Origin of the sequence: Cerasicoccus sp. TK19100, from assembly GCF_027257155.1 — a bacterium.
Classification (GTDB): domain Bacteria; phylum Verrucomicrobiota; class Verrucomicrobiia; order Opitutales; family Cerasicoccaceae; genus Cerasicoccus; species Cerasicoccus fimbriatus.
On record NZ_JAPWDU010000002.1, the window covers coordinates 634,032 to 659,109 of the forward strand.

Annotated in this window: 19 protein-coding genes; 11 read left to right on the top strand and 8 right to left on the bottom strand. The window is 54.4% G+C overall.

Annotated elements, in window-relative coordinates; all coding sequences use genetic code 11:
• Positions 1 to 30 precede the first annotated feature (30 nt).
• The 4 genes from O3S85_RS06160 to O3S85_RS06175 are packed head-to-tail and all read right to left on the bottom strand — an operon-like array spanning position 31 to position 7,672.
• The gene (locus tag O3S85_RS06160; protein WP_269538935.1) at positions 31 to 1,524 is read right to left on the bottom strand and encodes a glycoside hydrolase family 30 protein; all 1,494 of its coding nucleotides are present in this window, start codon (positions 1,522 to 1,524) and stop codon (positions 31 to 33) included.
• 6 nt (positions 1,525 to 1,530) lie between these two features.
• Complete coding sequence (locus O3S85_RS06165) at positions 1,531 to 2,919, bottom strand: MFS transporter (protein ID WP_269538936.1); 1,389 nt, start codon at positions 2,917 to 2,919, stop codon at positions 1,531 to 1,533.
• A gap of 20 nt (positions 2,920 to 2,939) precedes the next feature.
• A complete protein-coding gene (locus tag O3S85_RS06170) occupies positions 2,940 to 6,392 on the bottom strand; it encodes a hypothetical protein (RefSeq protein ID WP_269538937.1) in 3,453 nt (1,150 codons plus the stop codon).
• A 17-nt stretch (positions 6,393 to 6,409) separates the two neighbouring features.
• On the bottom strand, positions 6,410 to 7,672 hold the full coding sequence (locus tag O3S85_RS06175) for a glycoside hydrolase family 2 TIM barrel-domain containing protein (RefSeq protein ID WP_269539062.1): 1,263 nt from the start codon (positions 7,670 to 7,672) through the stop codon (positions 6,410 to 6,412).
• 158 nt (positions 7,673 to 7,830) lie between these two features.
• Here O3S85_RS06175 and O3S85_RS06180 point away from each other — a divergent pair, with 158 nt between their 5' ends.
• The 4 genes from O3S85_RS06180 to O3S85_RS06195 all read left to right on the top strand — a co-directional run bounded on the left by O3S85_RS06180 (position 7,831) and on the right by O3S85_RS06195 (position 14,112).
• A complete protein-coding gene (locus O3S85_RS06180; RefSeq protein WP_269538938.1) occupies positions 7,831 to 8,895 on the top strand; it encodes a LacI family DNA-binding transcriptional regulator in 1,065 nt (354 codons plus the stop codon).
• A 260-nt stretch (positions 8,896 to 9,155) separates the two neighbouring features.
• A complete protein-coding gene (locus O3S85_RS06185; protein WP_269538939.1) occupies positions 9,156 to 9,650 on the top strand; it encodes a hypothetical protein in 495 nt (164 codons plus the stop codon).
• A 104-nt stretch (positions 9,651 to 9,754) separates the two neighbouring features.
• A complete protein-coding gene (locus O3S85_RS06190) occupies positions 9,755 to 13,435 on the top strand; it encodes a hypothetical protein (protein ID WP_269538940.1) in 3,681 nt (1,226 codons plus the stop codon).
• Between the two features lie 17 nt (positions 13,436 to 13,452).
• The gene (locus O3S85_RS06195) at positions 13,453 to 14,112 is read left to right on the top strand and encodes a hypothetical protein (RefSeq protein ID WP_269538941.1); all 660 of its coding nucleotides are present in this window, start codon (positions 13,453 to 13,455) and stop codon (positions 14,110 to 14,112) included.
• 201 nt (positions 14,113 to 14,313) lie between these two features.
• Here the strand turns inward: O3S85_RS06195 and O3S85_RS06200 are convergent, their stop codons facing one another.
• On the bottom strand, positions 14,314 to 16,236 hold the full coding sequence (locus O3S85_RS06200; RefSeq protein ID WP_269538942.1) for a sodium:solute symporter family transporter: 1,923 nt from the start codon (positions 16,234 to 16,236) through the stop codon (positions 14,314 to 14,316).
• A gap of 33 nt (positions 16,237 to 16,269) precedes the next feature.
• Positions 16,270 to 17,370 carry a hypothetical protein gene (locus O3S85_RS06205; protein WP_269538943.1) on the bottom strand — a complete coding sequence of 367 codons (1,101 nt, stop codon included), beginning with the start codon at positions 17,368 to 17,370 and terminating at the stop codon, positions 16,270 to 16,272.
• Positions 17,371 to 17,742: 372 nt separating this feature from the next.
• Between O3S85_RS06205 and O3S85_RS06210 the strand changes: the two genes are divergently transcribed.
• Together O3S85_RS06210 and O3S85_RS06215 are read left to right on the top strand one after the other, a co-directional pair.
• A complete protein-coding gene (locus O3S85_RS06210) occupies positions 17,743 to 19,839 on the top strand; it encodes a hypothetical protein (RefSeq protein WP_269538944.1) in 2,097 nt (698 codons plus the stop codon).
• Between the two features lie 9 nt (positions 19,840 to 19,848).
• Entirely contained in the window at positions 19,849 to 20,373 is a 525-nt protein-coding gene (locus O3S85_RS06215) for a DUF456 domain-containing protein (protein WP_269538945.1), read from the top strand.
• Here the strand turns inward: O3S85_RS06215 and O3S85_RS06220 are convergent.
• Both O3S85_RS06220 and coaD read right to left on the bottom strand, forming a co-directional pair.
• Entirely contained in the window at positions 20,370 to 20,867 is a 498-nt protein-coding gene (locus O3S85_RS06220; RefSeq protein WP_269538946.1) for a hypothetical protein, read from the bottom strand. The two genes, O3S85_RS06215 and O3S85_RS06220, sit on opposite strands and share 4 nt — an antisense overlap.
• A gap of 8 nt (positions 20,868 to 20,875) precedes the next feature.
• Positions 20,876 to 21,364, bottom strand: coding sequence for a pantetheine-phosphate adenylyltransferase (coaD, locus tag O3S85_RS06225; protein WP_269538947.1), 489 nt, complete (start codon positions 21,362 to 21,364; stop codon positions 20,876 to 20,878).
• A gap of 169 nt (positions 21,365 to 21,533) precedes the next feature.
• On the opposite strand from coaD, the gene O3S85_RS06230 reads away from it, so the two are divergent.
• From O3S85_RS06230 to sigJ, 5 genes are all read left to right on the top strand, one after another.
• A complete protein-coding gene (locus O3S85_RS06230) occupies positions 21,534 to 22,292 on the top strand; it encodes a Nif3-like dinuclear metal center hexameric protein (RefSeq protein WP_269538948.1) in 759 nt (252 codons plus the stop codon).
• Positions 22,293 to 22,459: 167 nt separating this feature from the next.
• Positions 22,460 to 22,909, top strand: coding sequence for a type II 3-dehydroquinate dehydratase (aroQ, locus tag O3S85_RS06235; protein WP_269538949.1), 450 nt, complete (start codon positions 22,460 to 22,462; stop codon positions 22,907 to 22,909).
• Between the two features lie 15 nt (positions 22,910 to 22,924).
• Positions 22,925 to 23,554 carry a GNAT family N-acetyltransferase gene (locus O3S85_RS06240; protein WP_269538950.1) on the top strand — a complete coding sequence of 210 codons (630 nt, stop codon included), beginning with the start codon at positions 22,925 to 22,927 and terminating at the stop codon, positions 23,552 to 23,554.
• Positions 23,555 to 23,623: 69 nt separating this feature from the next.
• Positions 23,624 to 24,157, top strand: coding sequence for a hypothetical protein (locus O3S85_RS06245; RefSeq protein ID WP_269538951.1), 534 nt, complete (start codon positions 23,624 to 23,626; stop codon positions 24,155 to 24,157).
• 4 nt (positions 24,158 to 24,161) lie between these two features.
• Positions 24,162 to 25,037 carry an RNA polymerase sigma factor SigJ gene (gene sigJ / locus O3S85_RS06250; RefSeq protein WP_269538952.1) on the top strand — a complete coding sequence of 292 codons (876 nt, stop codon included), beginning with the start codon at positions 24,162 to 24,164 and terminating at the stop codon, positions 25,035 to 25,037.
• Positions 25,038 to 25,078 lie beyond the last annotated feature (41 nt).

Below are 25,078 nucleotides of genomic sequence, written 5' to 3' on the forward strand. Positions count from 1 at the left end.
GCTGCTCTGCTTAAAATGTTTCCAATTGGGTTACTTGATCACCACCGTCTGGAGTGCTTGACCAGGGATGAAAATCGACTTCTTCGCGCCGCTCATTTGCAGCTCATAGTTGATGTCTTCCTCGGTCGTATTGAAAACCGCAATTGCGATCGAGTTATCCGGATTCTTGAAGGCCGTGGCCATCAGCTTGTCGTCATGTCCGGTCAAATCCACACGTTGGGCTCCTGGGCGCATAAACCGGCTGAAGTGGGCAACGGCATAGAATAGCGGCGTGCGGTAGAACTCGTCTTTACCACTGTCGACCAGGATCGGAGCCAGGCAGAAATTACGCGCGTGGTTTGGTCCACCACGGGTGTTCAAGAACATGTTCCAGTCGACCCAACCAACCAAGTGATGATTAAAGCCGCCGATCATGTCGCGCGCATAGCGATAAAATGGGCGATACTTCGGGTGATTTACCTTGTCATCTTCAGCGGCCCAGTCGTAGCCCCAGTCAGTAGCCTCAGCGCGCCAATACCAGTCATCTTCCAACCAGGAACCAATTTCTTCGTGGTCGCCCACTGCGTCGATACAGCCTTCACTGTGCAGAATTTGCTTGTTGGGAAATTCCTCATGCACCTTGTCCAAAGACCAGGCACTGTAATCGACGGTGCTCTGATACCAGTGCACAGCCATGCCTGTCGTATAGCGCGATGCCTTGGAATCACCCAGTATTGCCTCGGCCCATTCTACAAGATGATCACCGCGATTCTGATCATAAGCCCAGATCTTCACATCTGGCGCATGCTTGGCAAGCGTCGGCCCCAGGTACTCGCCGATATAGTTCGCCATCTCATGCGCTGAGAAATGAACGCTCTCCCATTGGCTACCATTACCCAGTGGTTCGTTGGCAGGTGTCACGCCCCAGATCGGGATTCCTTCTTTATCGTAAGCGTCGATATACTTGACCATGTAATCGGCAAAGGTCTGGTAATGCTCCCGCTTCAAGTGGCCACCGTTGTAAGCGTTATTGGTCTTCATCCAGGGTGGAGGTGTCCATGGCGAAGCGATAATGTTAAAATCAGCACCCGCGATGCCCTGCGCTTCCTTGATCATTGGCAGCAGATACTTGCGATCAGGCTCGATGGTAAAATGTTCCAGGTCCTTGTCACCCGGCACTGGCGCATAGGTGTAATTCGTCACTGAAAAATCGCAACTGGCGATGTGCGTACGAGTCAGCGAATAGCGGGCACCTGAAGGTGAGAAATAACTGCGTAGTGCGAGCTCTCGTTTCGTCTTGGACAACTCGCTGAGCACATGCGCCGCCGACTCGGTGAACGAGCCACCGATGCCGACTAGAGTCTGGTAAGTCTTGCTAGGATCGAGCTTCAGTGAATAGCTCGCCGCACCACTCGCATTGGCCTCGACTTTGTCCAGGCGATCTCCCTGCCGCGTTGTTTGATAAATTTCCATCTCAGCGCTGGCGCTCAATGGAATCAGTAAGGTCGACGCCGACAGCGCCGCGATAGAGGTTAACTTTTTCATTTTAATCTAAGGAGTTACTGGGTTGGAAATTTCGCGGCGGACTTTAAGCTCGGCCTCAATGTCCGCGACTTCTTTATCGGTTAGTGGATACCAGAAAAGTATAATGCCGTTCGCCACTGCCAGCAATCCTGGCAGCACGGAAAAAAGTAATCGGATGCCATGGATTGCCTCCGGCGATTGCGCTTGGTTTGCCACGTAGCCGAAGTAGCCGAGCATCCAGCCGGAAAGGCCGCCGCCAATCGTCAGCCCCATTTTCTGGGCAAACATTGCGGCTGAAAACACAAGGCCCGTCGAACGCCGGCCAAAGCGCCATTCACCATAATCGGCAACATCTGTATAGATTGCCCAAACGAGTGCTGGAGTCGGCCCGGCTAGTAAACTACCCAGCGCATTGACCGCTAGCATCAACCCGAAATCTTCGGCGGGAATAAAATAAAACGTCAACAGAGTAAGGCCATTGAGTAGCGTCAAAGCCATCAGCGAATTGCGCTTACCGAACGTTTTGCTAAACCAGGAGGTAAAGAAAATACCGATGATAAATGCGATCGATCCCGAGGTAAGCATCAGGGATGTTTTGTCTAAAAACCAGAAAACCGGCGCACCATCATCCCCAACGTAATATTTGAAAAAATGCGCCGTCACTGCACCCCGTACGGCGACATTGGACAAAGTCAGAATCGCCGCGATTACCATGATGATCCATGGCCGGTTGCGAAACAAAAACGCAATGTCCTGCTTAATGCTGGCACCGTTTTCATCCTGCGGTTTAATACGCTCTTTAGTCCAAACGAACGTTAACAGAAACAGGACAATAGCAACCACGGACAGCAACCCCATGGTCAGTTTAAATCCAAGCGCTTCATCCCCTCCTCCTAGTTCACGTACCAGTGGACGCACGCCAAGGGAGATCAATAGCGTTCCGGAAAACGCACCAACGAAACGATAGCTAGCCAGCTTCGTCCGCTCTTCAGAGCTAGGCGTCATGACACCCATCAGCGCCGAATAGGGCACATTAATCGCGGTGTAGACCATCATCAGGCCGATGTATGTCGCATAGGCATAAACAAGCTTGCCCATCTCGCTGAAGTCCGGGTTCGCAAAGCAAAGATAGCCCATTAGTCCGAAGGGAATCGACATCCATAAGAGATACGGACGGTATTTGCCCCAACGCGTATTCGTGCGGTCAGCAACTGCCCCCATCAACGGGTCATTGATCGCATCCCAGAAGCGCGCGGCAACGAACATCACCCCCACTGCAGCAGGCGAAAGTCCAAACACATCCGTGTAGTAATACAGCAGGAAAATGTTTACAAACTGAAAGAAAATGTTCGATGCGGTATCGCCCAGCCCGTAGCCGACCTTCTCCCGAATCGATAGCTTTTCGATGTCACTCATGGGGGAGTTTATGTGAAGATTCAAGCAGGCAAGCGCACGACCAGATGATCGATACTGCCGGTGCGATCAATGATATCTGACGCAATGCCGCGCGGCAATTGATATCCGTTAACGACGGTTACCGAGCCATCCACGTAGCACACCTCAATACGCGCGGTTGCACGGTCGGACTGTGCGTAAATGATCGGCGTTTGCGCGAGTGTGAACATCATGCCGCCAGCCGGCACATTGAGCCCACGCGTGATGCCATCAGCGCCCAATACGCGACAACCAGTTTCTTTAGCGAGAAACTCTGAGTCGCGCATCACGCGCGGCTGAAAGCTGATACCTTGCTCACGATATTCTACGCCAAGCTCTGCAAATCTTGCCAGAATGCCTTCCTTCACCATGCCAGTGAGACCCGGCTGCTGGGCACCGGCATGCGCAGGCGTGTGTGAATATGCATCGGCAGAAAAGGCACCGTATTCATGCGGCGTTTTCCGGAAACCCAAGCCATTCTGGATCTCAAAGTAATGGTCCTTCAACGCCTCAAAATTCGTATCGCCAGCTCTTCCAGCAGCCACCGCTTTCTCACCTACAGCGAGCATCAGCTTCGACACCATGTGCCAGTAAATACTACCAAGCCCTTCGTAGGCAAACATTGATCCACTGCGCCCCGTAAAGGCTTGGTGGTTAAAAGTTGCTTCATACAAGTCCTGAACCGAACGGCGATCTTTGGCCACCATATCGGCCAGTTCACTTTGCGATGCTAAGCGATCCAGCGCCTTATCCAGTTCAAAGCGATTCGCCAAGTTGGAGTGAAAGCGGTAACAGCCTTCCGAAGCCGAGTATTCAATGATCGAGCGGTCGTCCCGCTCAACCAGCTTCGCGAGCAAGGGCATTTCCTCGACGGCGTCGGCAGGCACGCAATTCATCTCCAGGAAAGATGGTAACTCTTTGTCCGCATACAGTATGTAGCTATTCCGATGGGCGCAGTAAAGGCGACTGTTACGCAACTGCCTTAGCACAACCAGCGTCTCATCAGTGGAGAGCAGGCCAGCGCTTAGCATCGCAACTTGCCCTTCGAGCATTTCACCCAAATGAGCGACACTTGCCGTCTCCAAGTCGGTATCAATTCGGAGTGTGTTGTAGGAGTGGAACAATCCATCACTACGCTGACTAGCCTGGAGCGTTGTCGAAATATGTGCCAGAGCTGCATCGATCCAGGTAATCACTTGCTCCGTGCTAACGTTACTTTGCGATCCAAAGTCATTGCAATAAACCTGCTTACGGTAATGCTCTCCGGAACGGCCCAACTGAAAGAGCATGCGATAGCGGCTCTTGTCATCGTCTATGACATCAGCCGAATTGCTTTGTAGCGTTTCAGTCTGCGCTGCCATTAGACCAAGCAGCGCATCACTACACGCGTAGCTGGCATCCCCCTGCCCTACCACGCGCTTTAGAAAACTCAAATAGCGATACAGATAAGCGGTTGTTACGACCGACAAGCCCCACCCGGCCAGTGCATTATTTGCATCGTTCCATTCCGGACGCTGGGTATTCATCCAAATGCCACCGCCGGGGCAAAAATTGCTTATCTTTACGAGCGCAGGGATCAGTAGCTTCTCCAGAAATCCTGCATGGCGTATTGCGCCGTTTGCGTCGTGGAGTAACTTCCCGTCCGCTCCCGCGTGCGCGACGCGCTCGGTGATCATCCGATCCTTTTCGACATCAAACTCGATTGAGTGATTCGGATCGCGTGCCAAATCAGCAAACGGCTTAAGTGCATACGGAATGTCGGTAAACACGTAGCCACCTTCACTCAACATACTTACCAATGCACCGCCGTTAAACTGCTCAGCGAACTCCAACAGCTTGAGCAAATAAACGATCTGATGATCGCCCCAATAGCCAATCGTGGCCCAAGGGTCCTCTGGGTCAGGCTTTTCCCAATCCACGCCATCCGCCGTGATTCGATACGGATTGTAGCCATCGGCCGTCGAGGCATTGAGGAACTTACGCAAAAAAGCTTCGTTGTATTGTGGGAAACTGAAGGCAAGCGCCTCCCAGTTTTGAAATATATCCCGCCAATTCCCTTCATAGCCGACAACATCGTCGCCACGTTCATCCTTCATCCGTAGCGTAAAAACATTCCAAGGGCGGCTCGGGTCGCCATGACGACGACTAAAAATGAGCGGCAGATGCTCCTGGCAAAGACGTAGCAAATCATCACTCGCTTCAGCACGTGCACGTTTCACCAACTCAGGATATGCAATGCTGTCTGGCAGCGCATCAAGCCACTCGACTTCCTCCTGGCTTAGCGTCTTCTTGAATGTGCGCATCGATTTGATCAGTTGATGCTTATTCAACTGATAATTGTCCGCAAAGACGCCACCACGCATGATGTTGAAGAGCACATTGGAACGATGGTGCGAACAGTAGGAAGCGTCGCTGGTAACTTGTTGACCATCGGCAGACGCGATCAGTTGTTCCAAACGCTGACTTCCACGATCGATATCATCGCGGACGGCTTTCCAGAGCTTCTGTGGTTGCTTTAGTTGTTGGACGATATCGGCTACAGCGGATTGAGTCTGATCAATCTCAGCAACCTGAGACCACTTAAACTTCCCGCTGGCCGGCAAACGAACCTGGCCAACATTGAAGTATGCACCACGCGTCGCACGCACTTGAGGCCCTTCTGAGTTAGCTTCGCCTTTGAGAATTTTCTCAGCGGATTTCCGATGCGCAACAACCTTACTATCCGGCCATCCATACGACCAAACCGTAGTTGCCAGCAACGACTCCATCGGTGCCGCTTCATCCGTTAGGCCCGAGGCCATGCGGTGAATTAGCAAACCATTTTCAGCATGAATCTCGGTCAGCTTGTAAGCATCGCACAGACAACTGTAAGCATTCTGCGTGCGCACATCGAGGCCGGCTGGAAGAAAGTTTTCAATCCCATCCATGACCATCAGCACGCGGTCTTCCGCAGTCAGGTTTTCCAGCTTCGCCGAGCGAATGAATCCATATTTTTCCGAGGTCCTAAGCCGGTAGCTGAAGCGCAAACCAAGATCATTGTTTGTTTCTTCAAAAATGATTGAGTCACTATTGATGCTCTTCAGCAGGCGTCGCTCGATCTGGAAGAATTGAGCCATGTAAGGCATGAACGGTTCCCAGCGCTGGTCTTCACACAGGATAACGGTCCGAGGACCGGTGGTATTCCAGTTGTCCATGATCTTATCGACCGTGTAATATGGGAACAACGCGCGGTCCGGCGATTCGCGACCAGCGGTCAACGGCCCTTCACTGCTGGCAAAAAGCCAGTGATCCGTTGCGCTAACCATCGTCATAAAAAATGGCGGCATGGCCTCAGCATTATCGATGCAGCTAAAGCGCTCACCATCGATCATCACTGTAGCCGGCGCAGCATTGGTGATGGCAACACCGTTATCCTGCACCCCCATCTTGGGGGAAAGAACCGTTTCAGAAATCATTACTTCAGGGGGTAGAGTTACTCGACGTAGAATGGGAAATTCGCAGTGGCTGCGCCACCTTCCCCATCACGGATGTAAACAAAGAGACGATAGGCACCACTACGAGACGGCGCACGAAACTCGACCGATTCACCACCGTTGCGGGCAATCAATTCCGGGAATGAAGGTGGTACGGCTTCGGCATCGCCACCGGTCTTGCGATCCGTATTTTCCGCGGTAACCACCCATTCGATGTCCAAATTATCGCCGTCCGCATCCTCTACATCGACTTTGGCTTTCTGTGTTGTGCCACGCTTGATTCGCTTCTGATCAGCAGGTGAGGATAGGGAAATCAATTTCGGGCTACGGTTGTCCGGAAATTCGCCGTTCCAAGCGTAGCTCATGGCGTCGACCGTGCCGAGCTTTTCGCCGGTCGGCAGAAACATGCCATACCAAGTGGAGGTGGTTTCCTGCTTGTGGCTCCAAAGGAAGGCAAACGTCCCCAGGCACATTCCCTGTCCGTCTTCGATGACACGCTTCTGTGTCGCAAAGTATGAGGCAGCCTTTTCGCGGCTGGTAGGCTCTATCGGCGCACCCCAGGATGTGTGCCCGACTTCCCAATGACCACTTGGACCAAATTCCGTTAGCATGAATGGCTTCTTCCAGCCTTGATCGACTAAGCCACTGCCCACGCCTGGAGCACTGGCGTAAGCATTCACGCCAAGCACATCAATCTCCGGGTAATACTTGATGATGTTCTTTACCTTTTCGCCGCCGATACCAGCGATAACTGTCATCACCGGGTGATCCGGGTCTTCGTCTTTGACGAGCTTAGCCAGGTGGTTCAATTCCTTCCAAATGCGAATTTCGCTGCCGTCTGAAATCGGCCCTTCCATTTCGTTACCAAGGCCCCACATGAGCACGGCGGGGTGGTCTTTGTATCGGCGAACAGCATCTTCCACATCCTTGCGCTGCTTGCGGAGCTGCGACTGGTCCGTATAATCAAACCCATGCCGCTCGTGGCCCAGCCAGATACCCACAACAACCTTCAGGCCAAGATCGTGGGCGTAATCGAGCAGTGGCTTGCCATCGATACGTTTCTCAAGCGACTCTACCCCCCAGGTACGGAAGCAGTTGCCGCCCATTTCCTTGAGCATTGGCAAATTATTATAGCCGCCAACGCCCTTTCCGAAAAATGGCTGACCATCAACCATCAGCTCAAAATGACTCGGCGAGGTTTCTTTTATCTCAACCTTGCTTTGAGAGAATAGTGGCGAAACGGCCAAGCTGAATCCGACCATGGCCACGGCCAACGCCCTAAGTGGGAACCTTTGGGGTAACGAGTTTTGCTTCATGCTTAAATTGCATAGAATTGCACTGCTACATGTCAAGGCAAGAAAATGATTTAGTTGCATTAAATCGCAAAATAGTTCAGCAAAATCCTACTACTTAATTGACTATGAAACAAGTTAATCAGCAGGCGATTGCCGATGCCCTGGAACTCTCTCGCGCAACCGTGTCCCGTTGCTTCACCAACCACCCGGGGATCAACCCGGAGACGCGGGCGCGCGTATTTGAGCTAGCCTCACGGATGGGCTACAACCACATCTCGATGCGCACCTCACGCACGGGAAACAAGCGCACGCGCCCCATCTTCGGCGTCCTAATCTGTTCCGACGAAGAGGAATACCATCGCAAGGACTACGAGAGCCCGGGACGCCTTCTCCTGAAAGGAGTTTCCGAGTATTGCCAACTCGCTAAAGTAGGTGTTTCCGTGCACTTCGTCGACCCCGACATCGAGTCCATTGAGCACCCGACTTACAAAGATCTATTCAACACCGTTGGACGCCACTGGTCTGGCCTTCTACTACTCTACCCATTCCCCAAGCCAGTGATCGACGAGCTCCTCATCCGCATGCCGTGCGTCTCCCTGGTAGAGCAGCGCAACTCCGGGGAACTGGACTGCGTAGACGTCAACCACTACCAAGGCATCGCGCTCCTAATCAACAAGTTGCACAACATGGGCCATCGCCGCATCGGCTTTTACACCAAAGCTTATCCAACGGAAGCCAGTTGGTCACTGCGACGCTTCGGTGCCTACACTGAAAAGATGACCCAGCTCGACCTCCCCATCCTTGAGCGCGATTTAATCAACGCCCAACCGCGCAAGATGGTTTCACTGGCTGACAGCTTTGACCTCGCAGCCGAGCGAATTCGCGATGGCGTCACCGCCTATGTGTGCGCCGCCGACCACCAGGCGTACGATCTCATTCGCGAGCTCAATAAACGCGGTATCCGCACACCAGAAGATGTTTCCATAACCGGCTTCGATGGCATTCCCGCCCCGAAAGGTGCCCCAGAACTGAGCACTATACAGATCCCCTACCGCAACATCGGCTACGCTGCGGCCAAGCGACTAAACGACTTGCTTAAGAAGCGCTTTGGCCCTTCGCAACACATCCTGATGGGTTGTCAGTTTAGTGATGGCAACACGCTCACTAAGCCACGCACGCAGGCCATCTAACCAAAGCCAAGCATGGGCTTTAGAATCAATCTCCACACTAAAGCCAAATTTGATTACGACGATAAATACCTATCGGCGGAGAACTTCATGCAATCTTCGCCCACCCGACATGCACTCTCCCCATCCCCCTCTCGGACAAAGATTGCAGTCTCATGCAACATTCACACATTGCACTAGAGTGAGCATTTTCTTACAAAAATTGCATTAAATTGTATAAATTAACTTGACCATAAACGACGACTCATTCAATTGCTTTTACTATGAACAACCGTTACCCGTTGAAAACTTTTCTCACAATCACGCTCGCAAGCCTCATGCTTGCGTTATCCGCGTCCGCACAAGACGCGCCGGCAACAACTCCAGCGGCCGATTATGGTGACTTCAGCTCCGCAACGCTGACATCGAAAGCATGGGATGCCTTGGGCCAGAAAAACTATGCACTTGCGATCGACTTCGCCAGCAAGTGCATCGAGATGTATTCTTCCCAAGCCACCGAGATGCAAGCCGGCCTAACCGAACCCGCGCCCAAAGAAACTGCTTCCTCCCTCTGGGCACTGAACGATGTGGGCACTTGCCTCTTCATTCGCGGTCAGGCCTACGAAGCGCAGGGCGAGTCCAAGCTGGCACTCGCAGACTACAAGAAACTCGTCGCAGACATGTCCTTCGCTCAAACGTGGGACCCCAAAGGCTGGTTCTGGCGCCCATCTGATGCCGCCAAGCAGCGCATTACAGTGGTAGAATTCGAAGCGCTTTAACGCTTTGCTCGCCCGGCGGTTTGGCGCGTTATTTTCGCGACAAACCGCCGGTGCTTTATTATTCTCGTATCGCAATTTACAGTTGGCGCACCGACTACCACCCCATGAAAACTACCCCCCGCAGCCCCACGGACCACACTAAGCCCCTCCGCTCTCCTCCTGGAAAGCCCGGCTTTGCACTGGTCATCTCGTTGACGCTCATGTCGCTCATTATCTTGTTGGTCATCTCCATGGCCACGCTGGTCAAGGTTGAGCTAAGCACTGAGTTACATACCCAAAACCAATCTTTGGCCCGGCAGAATGCACTGTTCGGCCTGCAGGTGGCAATCGGGCAACTTCAGCAGCAGATGGGCCCGGATAAGCGGGTTTCCGCCACTGCCTCCATCCTGGACATCACTCCCGAAGACGCAAATTTCGATGACTCGGAGGCCGCACCCAATGTCCGCCAGCCCCACTGGACCGGCGTATGGAACAGCCTCGACTGGGATCGCTCTTCCAACCGAGAAGACTCACCGAGCCTTCCTAAAGCCTCAGACGGCAAACCCAATGAATTTCGCGGTTGGCTGGTTTCTGGTTTCAGCAACACTCAATTAACTGGTGCAGAAATGATTGGGCAAGCCACGAGCTTCGACCCCGATGCTGATGACTCCATCCTTCTCGTTGGCGAGGGTACCGTGGGTCAAACGACTACCCCACGCAGTGATTTTGTTTACGCCACGCGTGAAGTGTTGCAGACTGAAGACTGGAACCAGAGCGGCTTTGCCTACTGGGTAGGCGATGAGGGCGTTAAAGCGCCGATTAACGGCGAGTCTATTGAAGATGCCAACGTCAGCCTCGAAAAGCTCAATGCAATCAGCTCAAACAGTCGCGCCAATCTGCGTGCACTCAAGGACTGGTCCGAGCTGGACTATGAAACGTTGAATCCGTCGACCATCTATAGCCACGACATCCTAAAGCTGTCAGCCGTGCGCGAGTTGAACAACAGCGAGGCCTACCAGGGAAAATTTCACGATGTCAGCCCCTACAGCAGTGGCATGTTAATCGACACGCGCAACGGCGGATTTCGCAAAGACCTCAGTCTGTCCTTTTCCCAAGAAGACCTACCCGAAGCGTTTGTGGATGAAACCGGAAACCCCAGAAAGATGTTCTACCTCGGCTCAGAGGCAAACCCGACCATCAGTGGTCCTGGCTGGGACTACGTAAAGCGCTTCCACAATCGCTATCAGATTCTCGAATCACACGTTAACGCCGCGCCCAGTTTTGACATTTTGGATGTGCGCTCGGAGGTTCACCAAAGCTTGGCCCCGAACAAAAAGGGCGACACACCTTTACCCGTTTTAGTTCGCTACCAATATGTATTCTCCCTTTACCAGGGCTACAATACATATGATGGTCTACCCTACGATCCGGAAGAACAGGAGCTCGATGGCAAAGGCTCCGGCAAAGGCCCCGCTACGACGGACTATCAGAGCAACGAGAAAATAGTCTACCTGATGGTGACGCCGATTTACTACGTTTGGAATCCATATAACGTAACCATCGAAATGCCCAAGGGCAAAGACAGCTCCCTAAATCTGCTTCCTTCATTTCCCGACATTGAATTTTCGTTCGATGGTGGAGCGAGATTCAAGGAGATTGACCAAATCTTTGAGTTCTATGTTGGCGAATTGGTTTCCCTGAACACGCCTAATCACGAGCTTGAGGACGCCATCATCATTCCCCCGGGCGAGATGAGGCTGATCACCCTCAGCAAGGCTAATAACAGATTCGATGAGTATAAAAATAAGCTTTGGGTAAACTGGTCTGATCGCGACGTGTTTTGGGGTGACGCCGCCGGCGGCAATAGCTGGCGCGCACAAAATTCGACAACGAATTTCAGCGAAAGCACCATGGGACTCTTCTCGCCCACTCTGCTTCCCAGTGTGCAAAATCCAGGTTTGAAATCCGCACCGGACACCAAGCTTTTAGCAAGTGGAAACAGCGACATTCATGTCCGCATCAAAGACAGCGAGAGCAAATTTCTCTTTAAGGTCAATGTTGGCGGCGAAGGCGGCAATCGCCAGAATGCAGGCGTATTCCACGTCAACTCGTCCGACCCGATGTCGACCAATTATCACTCCTCTGAGTACATTCATGACGAAACCATCAGCCTCGGTTCCCTGCCCGAAATCATTGACAGCAACTACAACTTCACTGGCCTGAGCCCCCTCTTCAGCATGACATTCGATGTGCGCGCTTTCGATGAACAAGAAGGCCTGGGAAAACCCGGACTCTTCACCGACCCAACGAATGGCCACTTCTACACCGAGACCGTAACGGAAGCCGCCATGGCAGTTGCGCCGTTTAATTTTGCCTTCGAAAGTGACGCTGCTTCAGGCGATTACTTGCAATTTGACCCGAATACTTCGCGCGCATTTTTCCGCTCCGGCCTGGACTTAGTCTACTCCAACGTCGCCAAGGAACTCCCCGTTAGCCCAATGCTGTCGTTGGGGCAGTTGGAACACGCGCCCCTTGGCCGTGATTACGACCATCTAGTCTACCAATACACGGAATGGGGTAGCGAATCGACGCCACCTTCCAAATTGCAACCCAGCGATCCGCGTCGCCGCGATATGGCACCGGTTTACAACCGGGCCGTCGGCAACGGGTATCTGCACCCAATGATCGCAGCAGACGAAGTTTGGAACGGTGCCTATAATGTCGACCGCTCATACTTTCTCAACGACACCCTTTTCGATAGTTATTTTTTCAGCGGCCTGGCCAATAACGGCGGCCCCTTTGCCCCAAATGCAAAAACGGGTGACCAATTATTGGACGATCTGCTGGAAGGCGATTACGAGCTACTCAATCCGGCCTACTCGCTCAATCTCACTGACGGCGAAACCCTCGAATCCATTGCATCCAGCATCGGCGAAACTTCCGGCGATGAGTATCTGCGCCTCGCTGCGTTCCTGGCAGTCAACGGCGCTTTCAATATCAACTCAACATCGGTTGATGCCTGGGCGGCGATGCTCTCCGCCTCACGAGGTAAAACAGTGATCTACACCGATGCGTCTGACGGTGAGATCAAAGAAGACAATGACGCGCTGCGCACTCCAATCATCTCCAAGACATTTCCTTCCGGGGCGTCGGCCGATAGCCAGAGTAATTACAACTCGGCAAACGCATCATTGTGGAGCGGCTACCGCGCACTGACCGACGAGCAAATCCACGAATTGGCCGAGCAAATCGTAGCCCAAGTCAAAGCGCGCGGCCCCTTCCTTTCTCTCGGACAATTCTTAAATCGCGAGGTCTCAAACCGGAATGACTTCAACCGCACAGGCGGCGTTCAAGCTGCGATCGACAAGACTACAATTAACATCAGCGCAGACAACGTATCCATTAGCGATGCACTCAAGGCGCGATTCGATTCCAGCGAAGTCACCGAATCGGATATCCAGGATTTAGTGGGCGTAGAATCTCCTCATGCGCTGTTGGGCGATCGCAATGAAGGTCTGCCCGGATACATCACGCAAGCAGAACTCCTCAAGCCAATTATGCCCGTGCTGAGCGCACGCTCGGAGACCTTTCTTATACGCGCTTACGGCGATGTTCGTAACGCCGATGGCGTAGTGGCTGAGGCGTGGTGCGAAGCGGTAGTCCAGCGCAAACCGAATTACGTGAATCCAGAAGATCCCACATCACCGCAACCATGGGAGCTTCCGGAGGCAGACACTCCAGCGGACACGTTTGGACGCGAATTTGAAATCGTGAGCTTTCGCTGGTTAGCCAAGGACGAAGTTTAAACCACACGTCTTGATTAATGAATTTTTCTAAAACCACATCACTCCTTCTTGTCGGCGCAATCGGCTTTTGCGGCTCATTGATCGCGGATAACTTTCGCGTCGTCAGCCTGTCGCAGATCCCCAACTTAGCCAGCTTGGAATACCCTAATGGCGACGAGGTAACAACCGTCCCGGTATCCATTTCCAGCTTCTCCAAGCCGATGCCCATCCCCCAGAGCCGGGAACTGGCGCTGTATGACAAGGCTCCCCTCCCCAACGAGGAGAAACGGCCGATTCTTAATCTAAAATTCCCCAAGAGCGCGGGTGATGTCATCGTTCTGTTGAAGGCCGTGCAGACAGCTCAAGGTCCAACCTATCGCTACGAAATCCTCGATGACTCGTCTTCGGCCTTTCCCGCAGGATCTGTATTTATCTGCAATTATATGCCGGAATCGGTGATCATTCGTCTGGGCGACAAGCAGGTGCTAGTCGACTCCAATGACCGCAGCGTCGTGCCTCTGGCCAAACAAGAGCAACCCTTCGATGACGGCGTTGCCTTTGCCGCAGAGATTGATGGACATGGCCGTGTATTTTCCACGAGCTCATGGTATTTGGTGCCTAGCATGAAGATCTTTTGCGTCATCTATAAAGACGACCACGGGCAGCCCAAAATTAGGCGCATTCGACTTACTTCTTAAGCTTGGCAAAGGACGATAAAGAACGGCGGGGAACGATACCTCGCCGTTTTTATTGGCCGAAAGAAAGGCCGTGTATGCGATCTGTCACTCATGCAACAGAACCCATGCTCCTCGCGCCTAGCTAGACACACACAACCACAAGGCCTGTGTGGTCCATATGCTGGCTAAAGCACGCTAGCTTGGCAAAGGAGCTACCCTCTTCTACCAGAAGATCACGTATAGCGCCAACGTCGCGACCACGACAACGCATCCCCAGAACTTGGCGGATTTCGAGCTCTCCATTTCGATCTGCTCATTCACGGGCATTGTCACTGGCTCCTTCAGAGGGTTAACCAAGGTCAACACCAGCAGCACTGTGCACACAACGCCGAAGCAGATGGCCATCCGGTTCAAGAAGGCGATTTCTGGGGCTACCATTTTTAGCCCACCATAAAGCAAGAAATTTAACAAAATACCCAGCCAGCCTGCGTAGCGCGGGCATCGCTTCGCGAGAAAGCCAAACAGGAAGACCGCGAGTATACCCGGACTGAGAAAGCCCTGAAACTCCTGAATAAAGTTGTAGATCCCACCGAATTGTGGGCTTCCCAGATTGGGTGCGATGAATCCTGCCACCAGCACAAACAACACCACAAACACCCGGCCAGCACGGACCAATTCACCCTGGCTCGCTTTGCCGCGCACCTTGTCATAGATGTCCATGGTCGCAATCGTCGAAGCCGAGTTTAGCATTGAGGCAAGCGATGAAACAACGGCACCAAAAATCGCCGCCAACACGAACCAGGCGATGCCGGGCTTCAGCAAATTTCGCAGCAAGGTGGGGAACGCCGAGTCGTAATCATAGCCCGCCAACGCCACGCCGATCTTCCCCGGGTCGGCTTGGCTGAGCAATTCTGCGTTCACCACATGCCAATTACTTTGCGATGCAGAGTTATCCAACTCATTATTCAGCAATCCCGCATTATGCTGCACGACTAGTTGGGCTTCAGCCGGATTGAGCCGCGCGAATTCTTCGCTGAACGGAATGAGCACATCCTGCCTTGCCTCGACCATGGCCAGAATGGGCGCGTTTTTAACCGCCGCTTGTTCGCGGAGATCATCCGCAAATAAATGAAACGCTAATATGCCGGGAATCACCACAATAAAGGGAATCAGCAGCTTGAGCCCGGCCGCGAACACGATCCCTTTCTGCCCCTCGGCCAAAGACTTCGAGCCCAGCGTCCGCTGCATGATGTATTGGTTCAAGCCCCAGTAGAAAAAGTTCGGTATCCAAAGACCAATAATCAATGCCGTCCAGGGGATTGAAGCATCGTCGCTGGGCCGAATCATGTGCATTTTCCCACCCGCCCCATTCTCGCCGGTTACGGCGGGGCCATCGGTCAGATGAAATAAGCGCGCGATAGGACCCGCCTGCTCCAGGTCTTCCAAAGTCGCCGGCGATGTGTGTACCTTGTTCGCCATCAGTTTTTCCGCAGGCATTTCGCCCAGTGTTTGGAATGCGAAAAACATCACCATCGCACCGCCAAGGATCAGCGCCGATCCCCATATCAAGTCCGTCCAGGCACAAGCCTTCAATCCTCCGATAAACACATAAGCTGCCGCAGCAATGGCGATGATCCAGCAGCCAACGGTCAAGTTACCCAAGTCCAAGCCGAGCAGCGACACGTCGACAAAGAACACACTGATCACTTTTGCCCCCGAATAAATAACGGATGCCGTCGGCACGCCAACGAGGATCACCATCGTCGCCACGGCCATGATCATGCGCGACAGCAAGCCGTAACGATACTCAAGAAACTCCGGCACCGTGTAGATACCGCAACGCAGCAAACGGGGCAAAAATAGAAACGCAATGACCACGAGCGTGATCGCTGCCATCCATTCATACGAAGCGATAGCCAGGCCGAGCCAGTCGGCTGCCTGCCCGCTCATGCCCACAAATTGCTCGGTGGAAATATTTGCTGCGATCAGCGAAAAACCGACCAGCCACCAGGACAGACCACGGCCCGCCAAAAAATAGTCGCTGGCATCCTTCGGCGCTTCGCCAGGATCGCGGCTTTTCCAAAGGCCGAAGCCGATGACGCCAATTACGGACACAAAGAAGAGAATGATATCAAGCGTACTCATGATATTGAAATGGGAGAATATTGTCCGCGGGCTTTACTGGATGCGCGCGAAACTGGGCCCTTTCAGGCTCATCAGGGACTGCTCATGGCCTATCTCCGCCATGAGCTGCTGCTCGAAACCGGGCGGCAGCGGAGTCATCTTAAAGATCGGCAAAATCGGTCGTCCATCCTGGGCTTTTGGATACTCTTTGTCTTTTTCCTCAACGAGAAGATAGGTCGAGAAATGACCGCCCGGCTCTTCACCAATGAGGATTTCTATCTTTAGCTTGCGGCCTTCCTGCACATTAATCCAGTCGCCCACCGCGAGTGAGCCATTGCCAATATTATACTTCCGGTTCAGCTCGGGCTCACTCGATTCCCAGTCGGTGTAATTACGCGGGTGAAACGAACCATCGAGCACGATGCGGCCATTGACCCTGACGATTAATACATCGTCGGCGAATCCCCAGAAGCGCAGCTTTCCGCTAAAAGGCGGCGTGATCTGGCCTTCATAATGCGCCAGCCATTGCGAGGGCTGCACCTCCTCCGCCACCCCAAACGCAGCGGGTGCCTGATCAGCCATCCGGTGCGGTATCAAAAGCGTTGAAGCATACAGCTTGCGGTCTGCCTGATAAAAACGCTTGAGCTGCCCCATCGGCCAGGAGCCGGTCGCATAGCGGCGCACAAACTCCTTGTAGTCCGTCGATCGTGGCTCACGGTTGGGCGACTGCTTGAGATCGAAGAAAGCCCCGGCCAAGTCAAAACCGCCCGACTGCGTGTTGCCGAACAAAGACTCCAGCGTTAGCTTGGGCATCTCCTGCTGAATCGCGAGGCCGCCCCCGCCAAAGCCACCGAAACCCACGCGGCTGTCCACGGAAGGCATGCTGATATCGACCGAATCAAGGTCGGTCATTTTAATGTCCTTCACCGCGATACGCGACTTGGTTGGCCGCATCATGTCATTTCGAAGAGAGACCGGAAACCGCTGAGGCGGTGGCGGCGGAGCTACCTCTGGCGGTGCCTCCAGCTCCGGCGGCGCGGACTTTGCGTTCTCCCAAATGATGACACTACCCAGCACCACCAAGCCCAATAAATGGGCAAGAAAACTAACGACTAGAACTACGTAAACGGGTTTGCGGTTTTTGGGCTTACTCATGGGGTGCAAGCGAAGAGCCATGCGAGGGGTTTTAGAAAACGGACGCTGAAAGTATAAATCTCCAACACTCTTAACTCATTTGAGTCCTGAATCGCCCGTGAAGCAAGCAAAATTGCAATTTAATGCAATTTTACAGTACCATGCAACCCTTCCCCTCCCATAAATTCGCTCCCCAAAAGTTCGATCTCAGGACAAGGTAGGTCAGGCGCGACACATCCATTTCTTCCTGCACACCAATGGCGACCTACTTCGACATCGTTCACGAGACGCGAAAGGTCAGCTGGGATTGCCATGGAAATTGAAGAACACCTCTTTTTCACGAATTAGCGGCTGACAAGATTGCCGACATCAGCAAGTATGGATAACGCATAAATGGACGATAACCCGAGCAAGCTACGATACATTTTCTGGTTGATAGGCAACTGGTTCGCCGACATCTGGCATTTCCTGCGCTTTGGCCTGCGCGATGGCTTCATCCGCTTACTCGATACACTGGACCATACCTGGCATGAGATTACCAGTTGGTTTGGCTCCGGCCGCGAACGGGCCAAAGCCGCTCAGGCGGATCGACGGGAGCAGGCTGAACGCATGAGAATGGGCCTACTGGCGAGTATGGCCGTCATTTGGGATTTTATCCTCTGGCTCATCCGGGCCCCCTTTCGCTTCGTTGCCTGGCTGTGGAAGCTGTTTCAAATCATGCGGGAAATGTCCTTCCGCGCAGCCTGTGCGGAAGCCTGGGGCAGCTACCGGGAGCTGGTCGATCGGGCACTAGACCATGGGATGCTCCTGCTTTACCGTTTCCTCGATACACGCTGGTGGGTAAAGCTCTGCCTGAGCGTCATTTTCATCAGCGGCATGGCGGCAGTTATTTTCGGCCCATGGGCGATTCGCTACAGTAAGGAGATCCGCAGCCAATCGATGCTCGAAGAGGCGCTGGCGCTGCGCGAGGAGGGCCTGACAGAAAAAGCATTTTGGAAAAGCCGCGCCGCGGCGATGCTGGCCCTCGACAACGAAGAGGCGCTCGACCTGATCATCGAACTATCCGAAGAACTTCGCTCCCCGGAGACTCTCTGGTGGGTAGAGCGCAAGGCAAAGCAAGAGAATTACACTGAGGAATCGCTAGCAAAAGTCATTGAAATTGCCGCATATCTGCAAAGCCCTCAGGCGGGCACGAAGTACCTCAGCATGCTGCAGGAGCGCTATCCCGACAGCGATCAAATCACAGAAGGTCAGCTACGACTGCTGATGTCTGTAGGGCGCCGCTTGGAGGCGATCAAGCTCGCCCAACAAGCCTTCAAACGCGGTGAAGACGGCCCCATGGTGCACGAAGTCCTAACCACTAACCTCATCAACACCAACGAGCCCGGCGCAATCGAGCGCACGCGGAAGCACCTCCAGGAAAATCTTTATCGCACGGATGAATCCGGCTACGCGCTCCAGCGCCTCATCCTCTCAAATGCGCGCACGTTGTCTGATGAAGTCCGCGAAAGCATCGATTACTCCCGGCTGATCGAAGCCCTGCGCCAACAGGAAGAAGTCGAAAGCGTTTACATCGCCATCGCAGTCTGCCTGGCCATGGAGGAGGGCCTGATCTCCAGGCAGCAGGCCATAGACGCCCTCTTGGCTGAGTATGACGCCCAAGAATACAGTGAGCAACTGGACGCCATTAAAATTGCCTGCCATTTTGGCCTTTACGAAATACTGGACCAAGCCGAGGAAGACCAATCTGCGCCGATCAACTTTCGCATCGAAAGACTGCTTCTCGGCGCAGAGCCTGACCTCGCCGCAGCCATGGCCCTCGCAGAGAGCTCAGCTGCTGAATTGAGCCCGATGGATCGTGACTTCTGGCGCGCCATTTTCGCCGGAGAACAAGGAGACTTCCAGCGGTATTCATTCCTCCTGCAGCAGAGTATCGACTTCGCCACTGAGCCGGGCGATTTGGATTACATGCAGCGCATCATCACGGCAATTGGCACGCCGGACCAAAAAATGGAGTTCTACAATCTGCTCTTTCGTTATTTTCCGGGCAATCCAGTCACCACGATTCAGAGCATTGACTACGCCTACCGGCACGGCACGGACGAAAACGTCAGCAAACTCATCCAGCAAATGCCAATCGATTCGCTCAAGCAATATCCCTCCAACCAGCTTTTCCTGATCTACCTAAAAGCACTCTATCAGCGAGATCTGGATGCCTGCCGCATCCAGGGCGAGCGACTGGTCATGGAATATCCAACCGATGCCCTATACTACGTAGTGCTTGCGTTTACCTACGTGCAGTCCGGCCAACCGGAGCTAGCGCGTGAGTTGCTCGGCACGATTCCACCTACGGGATACGAAATCATGCCCCCATTTGTTCGGCTAAGCCTTGCCGCAACTGGCTATACCGATGCCCTCCCCGCGCCAGAGGCCCTGTATCAGGATCGAGAACGTGAGCTGGCCATGAAGCTACGCCCTCTGGCAAACTAAACGTTCATCATGGAAATTGAACACCATTGGCTCGCGCTCAGCGTGACCTTCCTGATTTTCCTTATCGGGCTGCTAGGCTCGCTGCTGCCGGTGATTCCTGGCTGCTTCGTGGTCTGGCTTGGCGCGTTGATTTACTGGCTTTGGGTGCCCGAGGGCGGCGTTGGGCTGGTCTATATTTTGAGCACAGCCGGGCTCGTCATCCTGGCGCAGTTATTGGATTTCATCGCAAGCTACTACGGCGCTCGAAAATTCGGTGGCACTTGGCGCGGCGGCGTTGGCGCATTGCTCGGGGCAATCTTCGGTCCGCTGCTTTTGTCCCTGATTCCAGGCATTGGCACGATCGCAGGCCTGATCCTGGGGCCGATCATTGGTGCCGTGCTTGGTGAGCTGTCCGCCGGGCGCACCTTTAAAGAAGGGGGCAAGGCCGGTTTTGGCACCGTCGTCGGTGGGCTGGTTTCCTTCGCGATGAAGTTTGCTATCGCCGTTGCAATGATCGGCTGGTTCTGCTTCGAGGTATTCTTTACGCGCCCCTAGCGAACCTCCGGGTCGACCTCGAACTTCCCGCCGCCAAAGCACTTTACGGCGAAAATTACGATCCACAACAAGCCGTAAGCCAGCCCTAGAATGACGCCGAGATCAACGATCCCGCGCCAAGGCTGAGGCAGCTGGCGGACGAGAATAATCAGGATGATGATGCCGGTCGTCAGGCTCCAGGTCACTATTTTGCGCTTCTTGGTCGCATGGAAAAACGCCATGCAAAACAGTGGTGCCAGCAGCACGTGCAGTGGCTTCGGGTTCTCCGAAAGGTATTTGGCTCGCGCGACCACTCGCGGAGAAAATTGCTTCTGAAAGCCGCGATAGCCCTCGCCGACCAGCATAAAGACCGACCAGCCAATCGTGATCAGCCATTGGAAAAGTGTCAACTGGTCGGAATACGCCTCGACCACGTAGGGCGTCAGGCGGAACACCGCGCTGCCAATGATGCAAAAGACGCCGCCAAGGCCCCAAAATATCGCCAGGTATCGCATGCGCCCGGTTACGCCTGAGAGGGGTATTTTTCGCGCAGAGCTTCCATCGCGCGGGCTGGCACAAAGTGCTCAATACGGTCGACATCGAAGTTCGCCACGGCTTTCACAATGTTGGAGCTCGTGTAGAAATACTCCTGGTTGGGCATGAGGAAAATTGTCTCAATATCGTCGGCAAGGTGTCGGTTCATCTGCGCCATTTGAAACTCGTATTCGAAGTCGGAAATCGCCCGCAAGCCACGCACCAGCGCCACCGCGCCCAGGCTCCGAGCGAAATCAACCGTCAGGCCTTGAAGCAACTGGACGCTGACTCCGGGCATCTCGGCGGTAATTTCCTTCACCAGTGCCACGCGTTCATCCAGCGTAAAAATCGGGCTCTTGGGATCGTTGGGGGCCACCGCCACCACAACTTCGTCGAAGAGTAGCTTGGCTCGTGCGAGCACGTCGAGGTGCCCATTGGTGATGGGATCAAAAGTGCCTGGGTAGATAGCGCGGCGCATAGCAAGAGCATGCCCCGCCCTTTACGCGAATCAAGGAAATAGCGGCGCAGTAAACTCACCGCATCCCCCCCAGCAACCTACCGCTAAAGAGGCCCTACTCCTCGCCACCCCGCATCGCAGATTCATTTTAAACTTTAACCCGTCGCGCCGTGCCTATTTCCTCCCAGCCATGGCACGCTTGAAAGACATCGTCGAATACTGTGATCAACGCACGCACCGCGAAGAGATTAAAGACTTCCCAGGTGCCATGAACGGCCTGCAATTCGAGAACCACGGCGACGTGGGTAAAGTCGGTGCTGCGGTCGACGCCGGCCTCATCCCCTTTGAAATGGCGGCCGATAAAGGGATCGATTTCCTAATCGTTCACCACGGCATGTTCTGGAACAAACCTGCGCCGATCGTTGGCCAGCTCCGCAAAAAACTCCTCGTGCTCTTGGCCAACAACATCGCCGTTTACAGCTCACACCTGCCGCTGGACTGCCATCCGCAGATCGGCAACAACGCCATCCTTGCGCGCAAGCTCGGCCTCAAGGTCGATGGCGGCTTCGTTCGCTACGAGGGGCACGATATCGCCGTGACCGCCCCGGCGACTGACGGCCACCGCGACCACCTCAAGGACAAGCTGCAAAAGCTGTTCCCCGACACCCTGACGTGCATCGAAGCCGGCCCGGCCAACATCCGCCGCGTGGGCATCCTCACTGGCAGCGGTCGCTCAGCGATCCCCGAGCTGAAAAGCCGCGGCATCGATACCTTCATCACCGGCGAGCTCAAGCAGGAGCATTTTAACATCGCCCAGGAGGAGGAGATCAACCTCTACCTCGGCGGCCACTACGCCACGGAAACGTTTGGCGTCAGCGCTCTCGCTGCCGATGTTGCGGAAAAGTTCAGCCTCGACTGGGAGTTCATCGACACCGGTTGTCCGCTTTAGCCGCTCGCGTAGCGAGGGAGATTAAAGGAAAAAGATTAAAGATTAAAGTTCGGCCAGAAAGCTATGTTAAGACGGTAAGTCAGTTGAATTGAATGAGCCCTTAGCTGTTTAAAATACGCCCACCCTTTTTCCTTTTTCCTTTAATCTTTTTCCTCTACCTTCCCCTCATGAAATTCGGCATCCTCAACGGCCCCAACCTGAACCGACTCGGCAAACGCGAGCCCGCCATCTACGGTTCGCAGACGCTGGCTGACCTCGAAGACCTGATTGAGGCCAAGGCCGAGGAGCTTGGTGTGGTTGTCGATTGCTTCCAGTCCAACCACGAGGGCGACATGGTCGAGAAGATCCACCATTGGGCGGAGGACAAGTTTGACGGCTTCGTGCTCAATGGTGCCGCCTACACCCACACCTCCGTTGCCCTGCGTGACGCCATCGCCAGCAGCGATCTGGCCTTCGTCGAAGTCCACATTTCCAATATCTACGCGCGCGAGGAATTTCGCAAGCACTCCTACACCGCGCCTCTGGCCAAGGGCGTCATCACCGGCCTCGGCCTCAACGGCTACCTCTACGCCCTCGATTGGCTGGCCAAGCATCCCAGCGCACCGGACTTGGTTTAGACCAAAGTCACATCCATGGGCTGGCTGAAGGATATATTTGATACGCGCTACCCCTGGAAGCACTCCCGGGTGCGTCAAAGAATTCTCCCGCTGACATTTCGCCCCGCGCTCAACGAAGAAGACTTCGCCTTCTGCGAAAGTCTGCATGAGAAAAATATCCCACATGGCGTCCCTAAGGGGCATCTGCCGATCTATCAGGATTCGCTGCGTAGCGGCATGACGTTAACGCTCATTGCCGAGCATAATTCCACCCCGGTTGCGACATGCGGGGTGCATTGGTGTAATGAAAATGTTCTGGGCTTCGCGTATGGGTTGGTTCACCCGGACTATCACGGCAAAGGCATCGGCACCACCATGAGCTTTGCCCGTTTCGGCCTACCGCCAATCAACCGGGATCCTTTCCTCATCACGCTTTGCGCGCTCGAAACATCGCTGACTTTTTACCAATCACTGGGCTTTAAATTTCTCTGCCGTGAGGATGCGCAGGACCACCGCTTTTGCCGCGCCGACATCAACCCATTCACTGCGGAGCTAGTCGCCTACTCACGCGACCTGCTGAACGAGGCTGGCGCTGAAGTTCAGTGGGACGCCTATAACATTCCCGTGGCGGAAGAAACGAAAGAAATGATTCTCGCCGAAGAGTAACAACTTGCCAGGGTGAAAAAGTTTTCGCCGCATGTCACACTTTCGGCGACTGGCTCGTCGTATCGGGTGATGAAAACAATAGACACCGACCCAACCCTCGATCAAATCCGCGCAGGCCTCGACGCCTACTCCAACCAATACGATTACGACATCAGCTACATGCGGCACATGCTGGATCACCATCCGGAGGCGCTACAGGCGTTTCAGGGCGTAATCGCACTGGCCAATTGCCGACAGCACGCACCGCTCGATGTTTTCTTCGTCGCCAAGCTGGCAGGCTTCAAACAGAGCGACTGCGGTGCCTGCCTGCAGTTGTCGATTCGGCTGGCACTGGAAGCCGGCGTCCGCCGGGAAGTCGTCGAAGCCGTGGTGCGCGGCAAGCCGCTGCCAGCCGAGCTGGAGGAGGTCACACGCTTCGTTTACTCGCTCGAAGAATACAACGCCGAGACGGACCAGCTCCGCGAAAGCCTGCGCAATAAGTATGGCGAGGCCGCGCTGATCGAGATCGCACTCGTGGTCACGGCAGCACACATGTTTCCTCGCACCAAGCGCGCACTCGGGTACTATGAGAGCTGTCATTTGATGCAATTCGATTTCGAGTAAAGCCATGGACGGCGATCAATTTGAACAATACCGCTCCTCCATCGAGGGCCTGGCCTATCGCATGCTGGGCTCTCGCGTGGATGCGCAGGACATCGCTCAGGACACCTACTTGCGTTGGCAAAAACGCCCCCGGGGCGAGCTGCGTTCCGAGAAATCCTGGCTGCTGAAAACCGCTTCCCGGCTCGCTCTGGATCGCCTGAAGTCCGCTCAGCGCAACCGCGAAACCTACGTCGGCCCCTGGCTGCCCGAGCCTTGGCTCATCGAGGAATCCGCCCCCGACCAGCAGGCCATGCTCGACGACACCGTAACCATCGCACTGATGATCGCTATGGAGCGCCTCAGCCCGGCCGAGCGCGCGGCCTTCCTGCTCCACGATGTATTCGGACTGACCTTCGACGAGATTGCCGAGGCCCTGGGTAAATCGACCGTCGCCTGTCGCCAGCTCGCCTCGCGTGGCCGGGCGTCCATCCGCGACAAGCGCCCACGCTTCGACCTGAATCCCGCGCGACACCAGGCGCTGCTCGATGCCTTTCTGGCCGCCTGCAACGCAGGTGATCTGGCGGCGCTCAAAGATATGCTCGCGGAGGACGCCACCCTTGTCAGCGACAGTGGCGGTAAGGCGATTTCCGCACGCCGCGTCATCGAATCGCAGGATAAAGTCAGCCGCTTTTTTCAGGGCGTGTTCGCCAAGGCGCGCAGGCGCGGCGAACAGCGCGTGGCGCACTACGGCCATTTCAATGGCCTGCCGGCGCTCATGCTCGCGGATGCCGGCCAACCGCACTCTGCCTTCAGCCTGTCAATCGTCGATGGCAAGATCCAGAGCATCTACGTCCACCGCAATCCGGATAAGTTAGCGCTCTTGGGCAGCGTACCACGGTAAGCCGAGCGGACACGCAGCCCTCAGCAAAGTTGCCACAACGG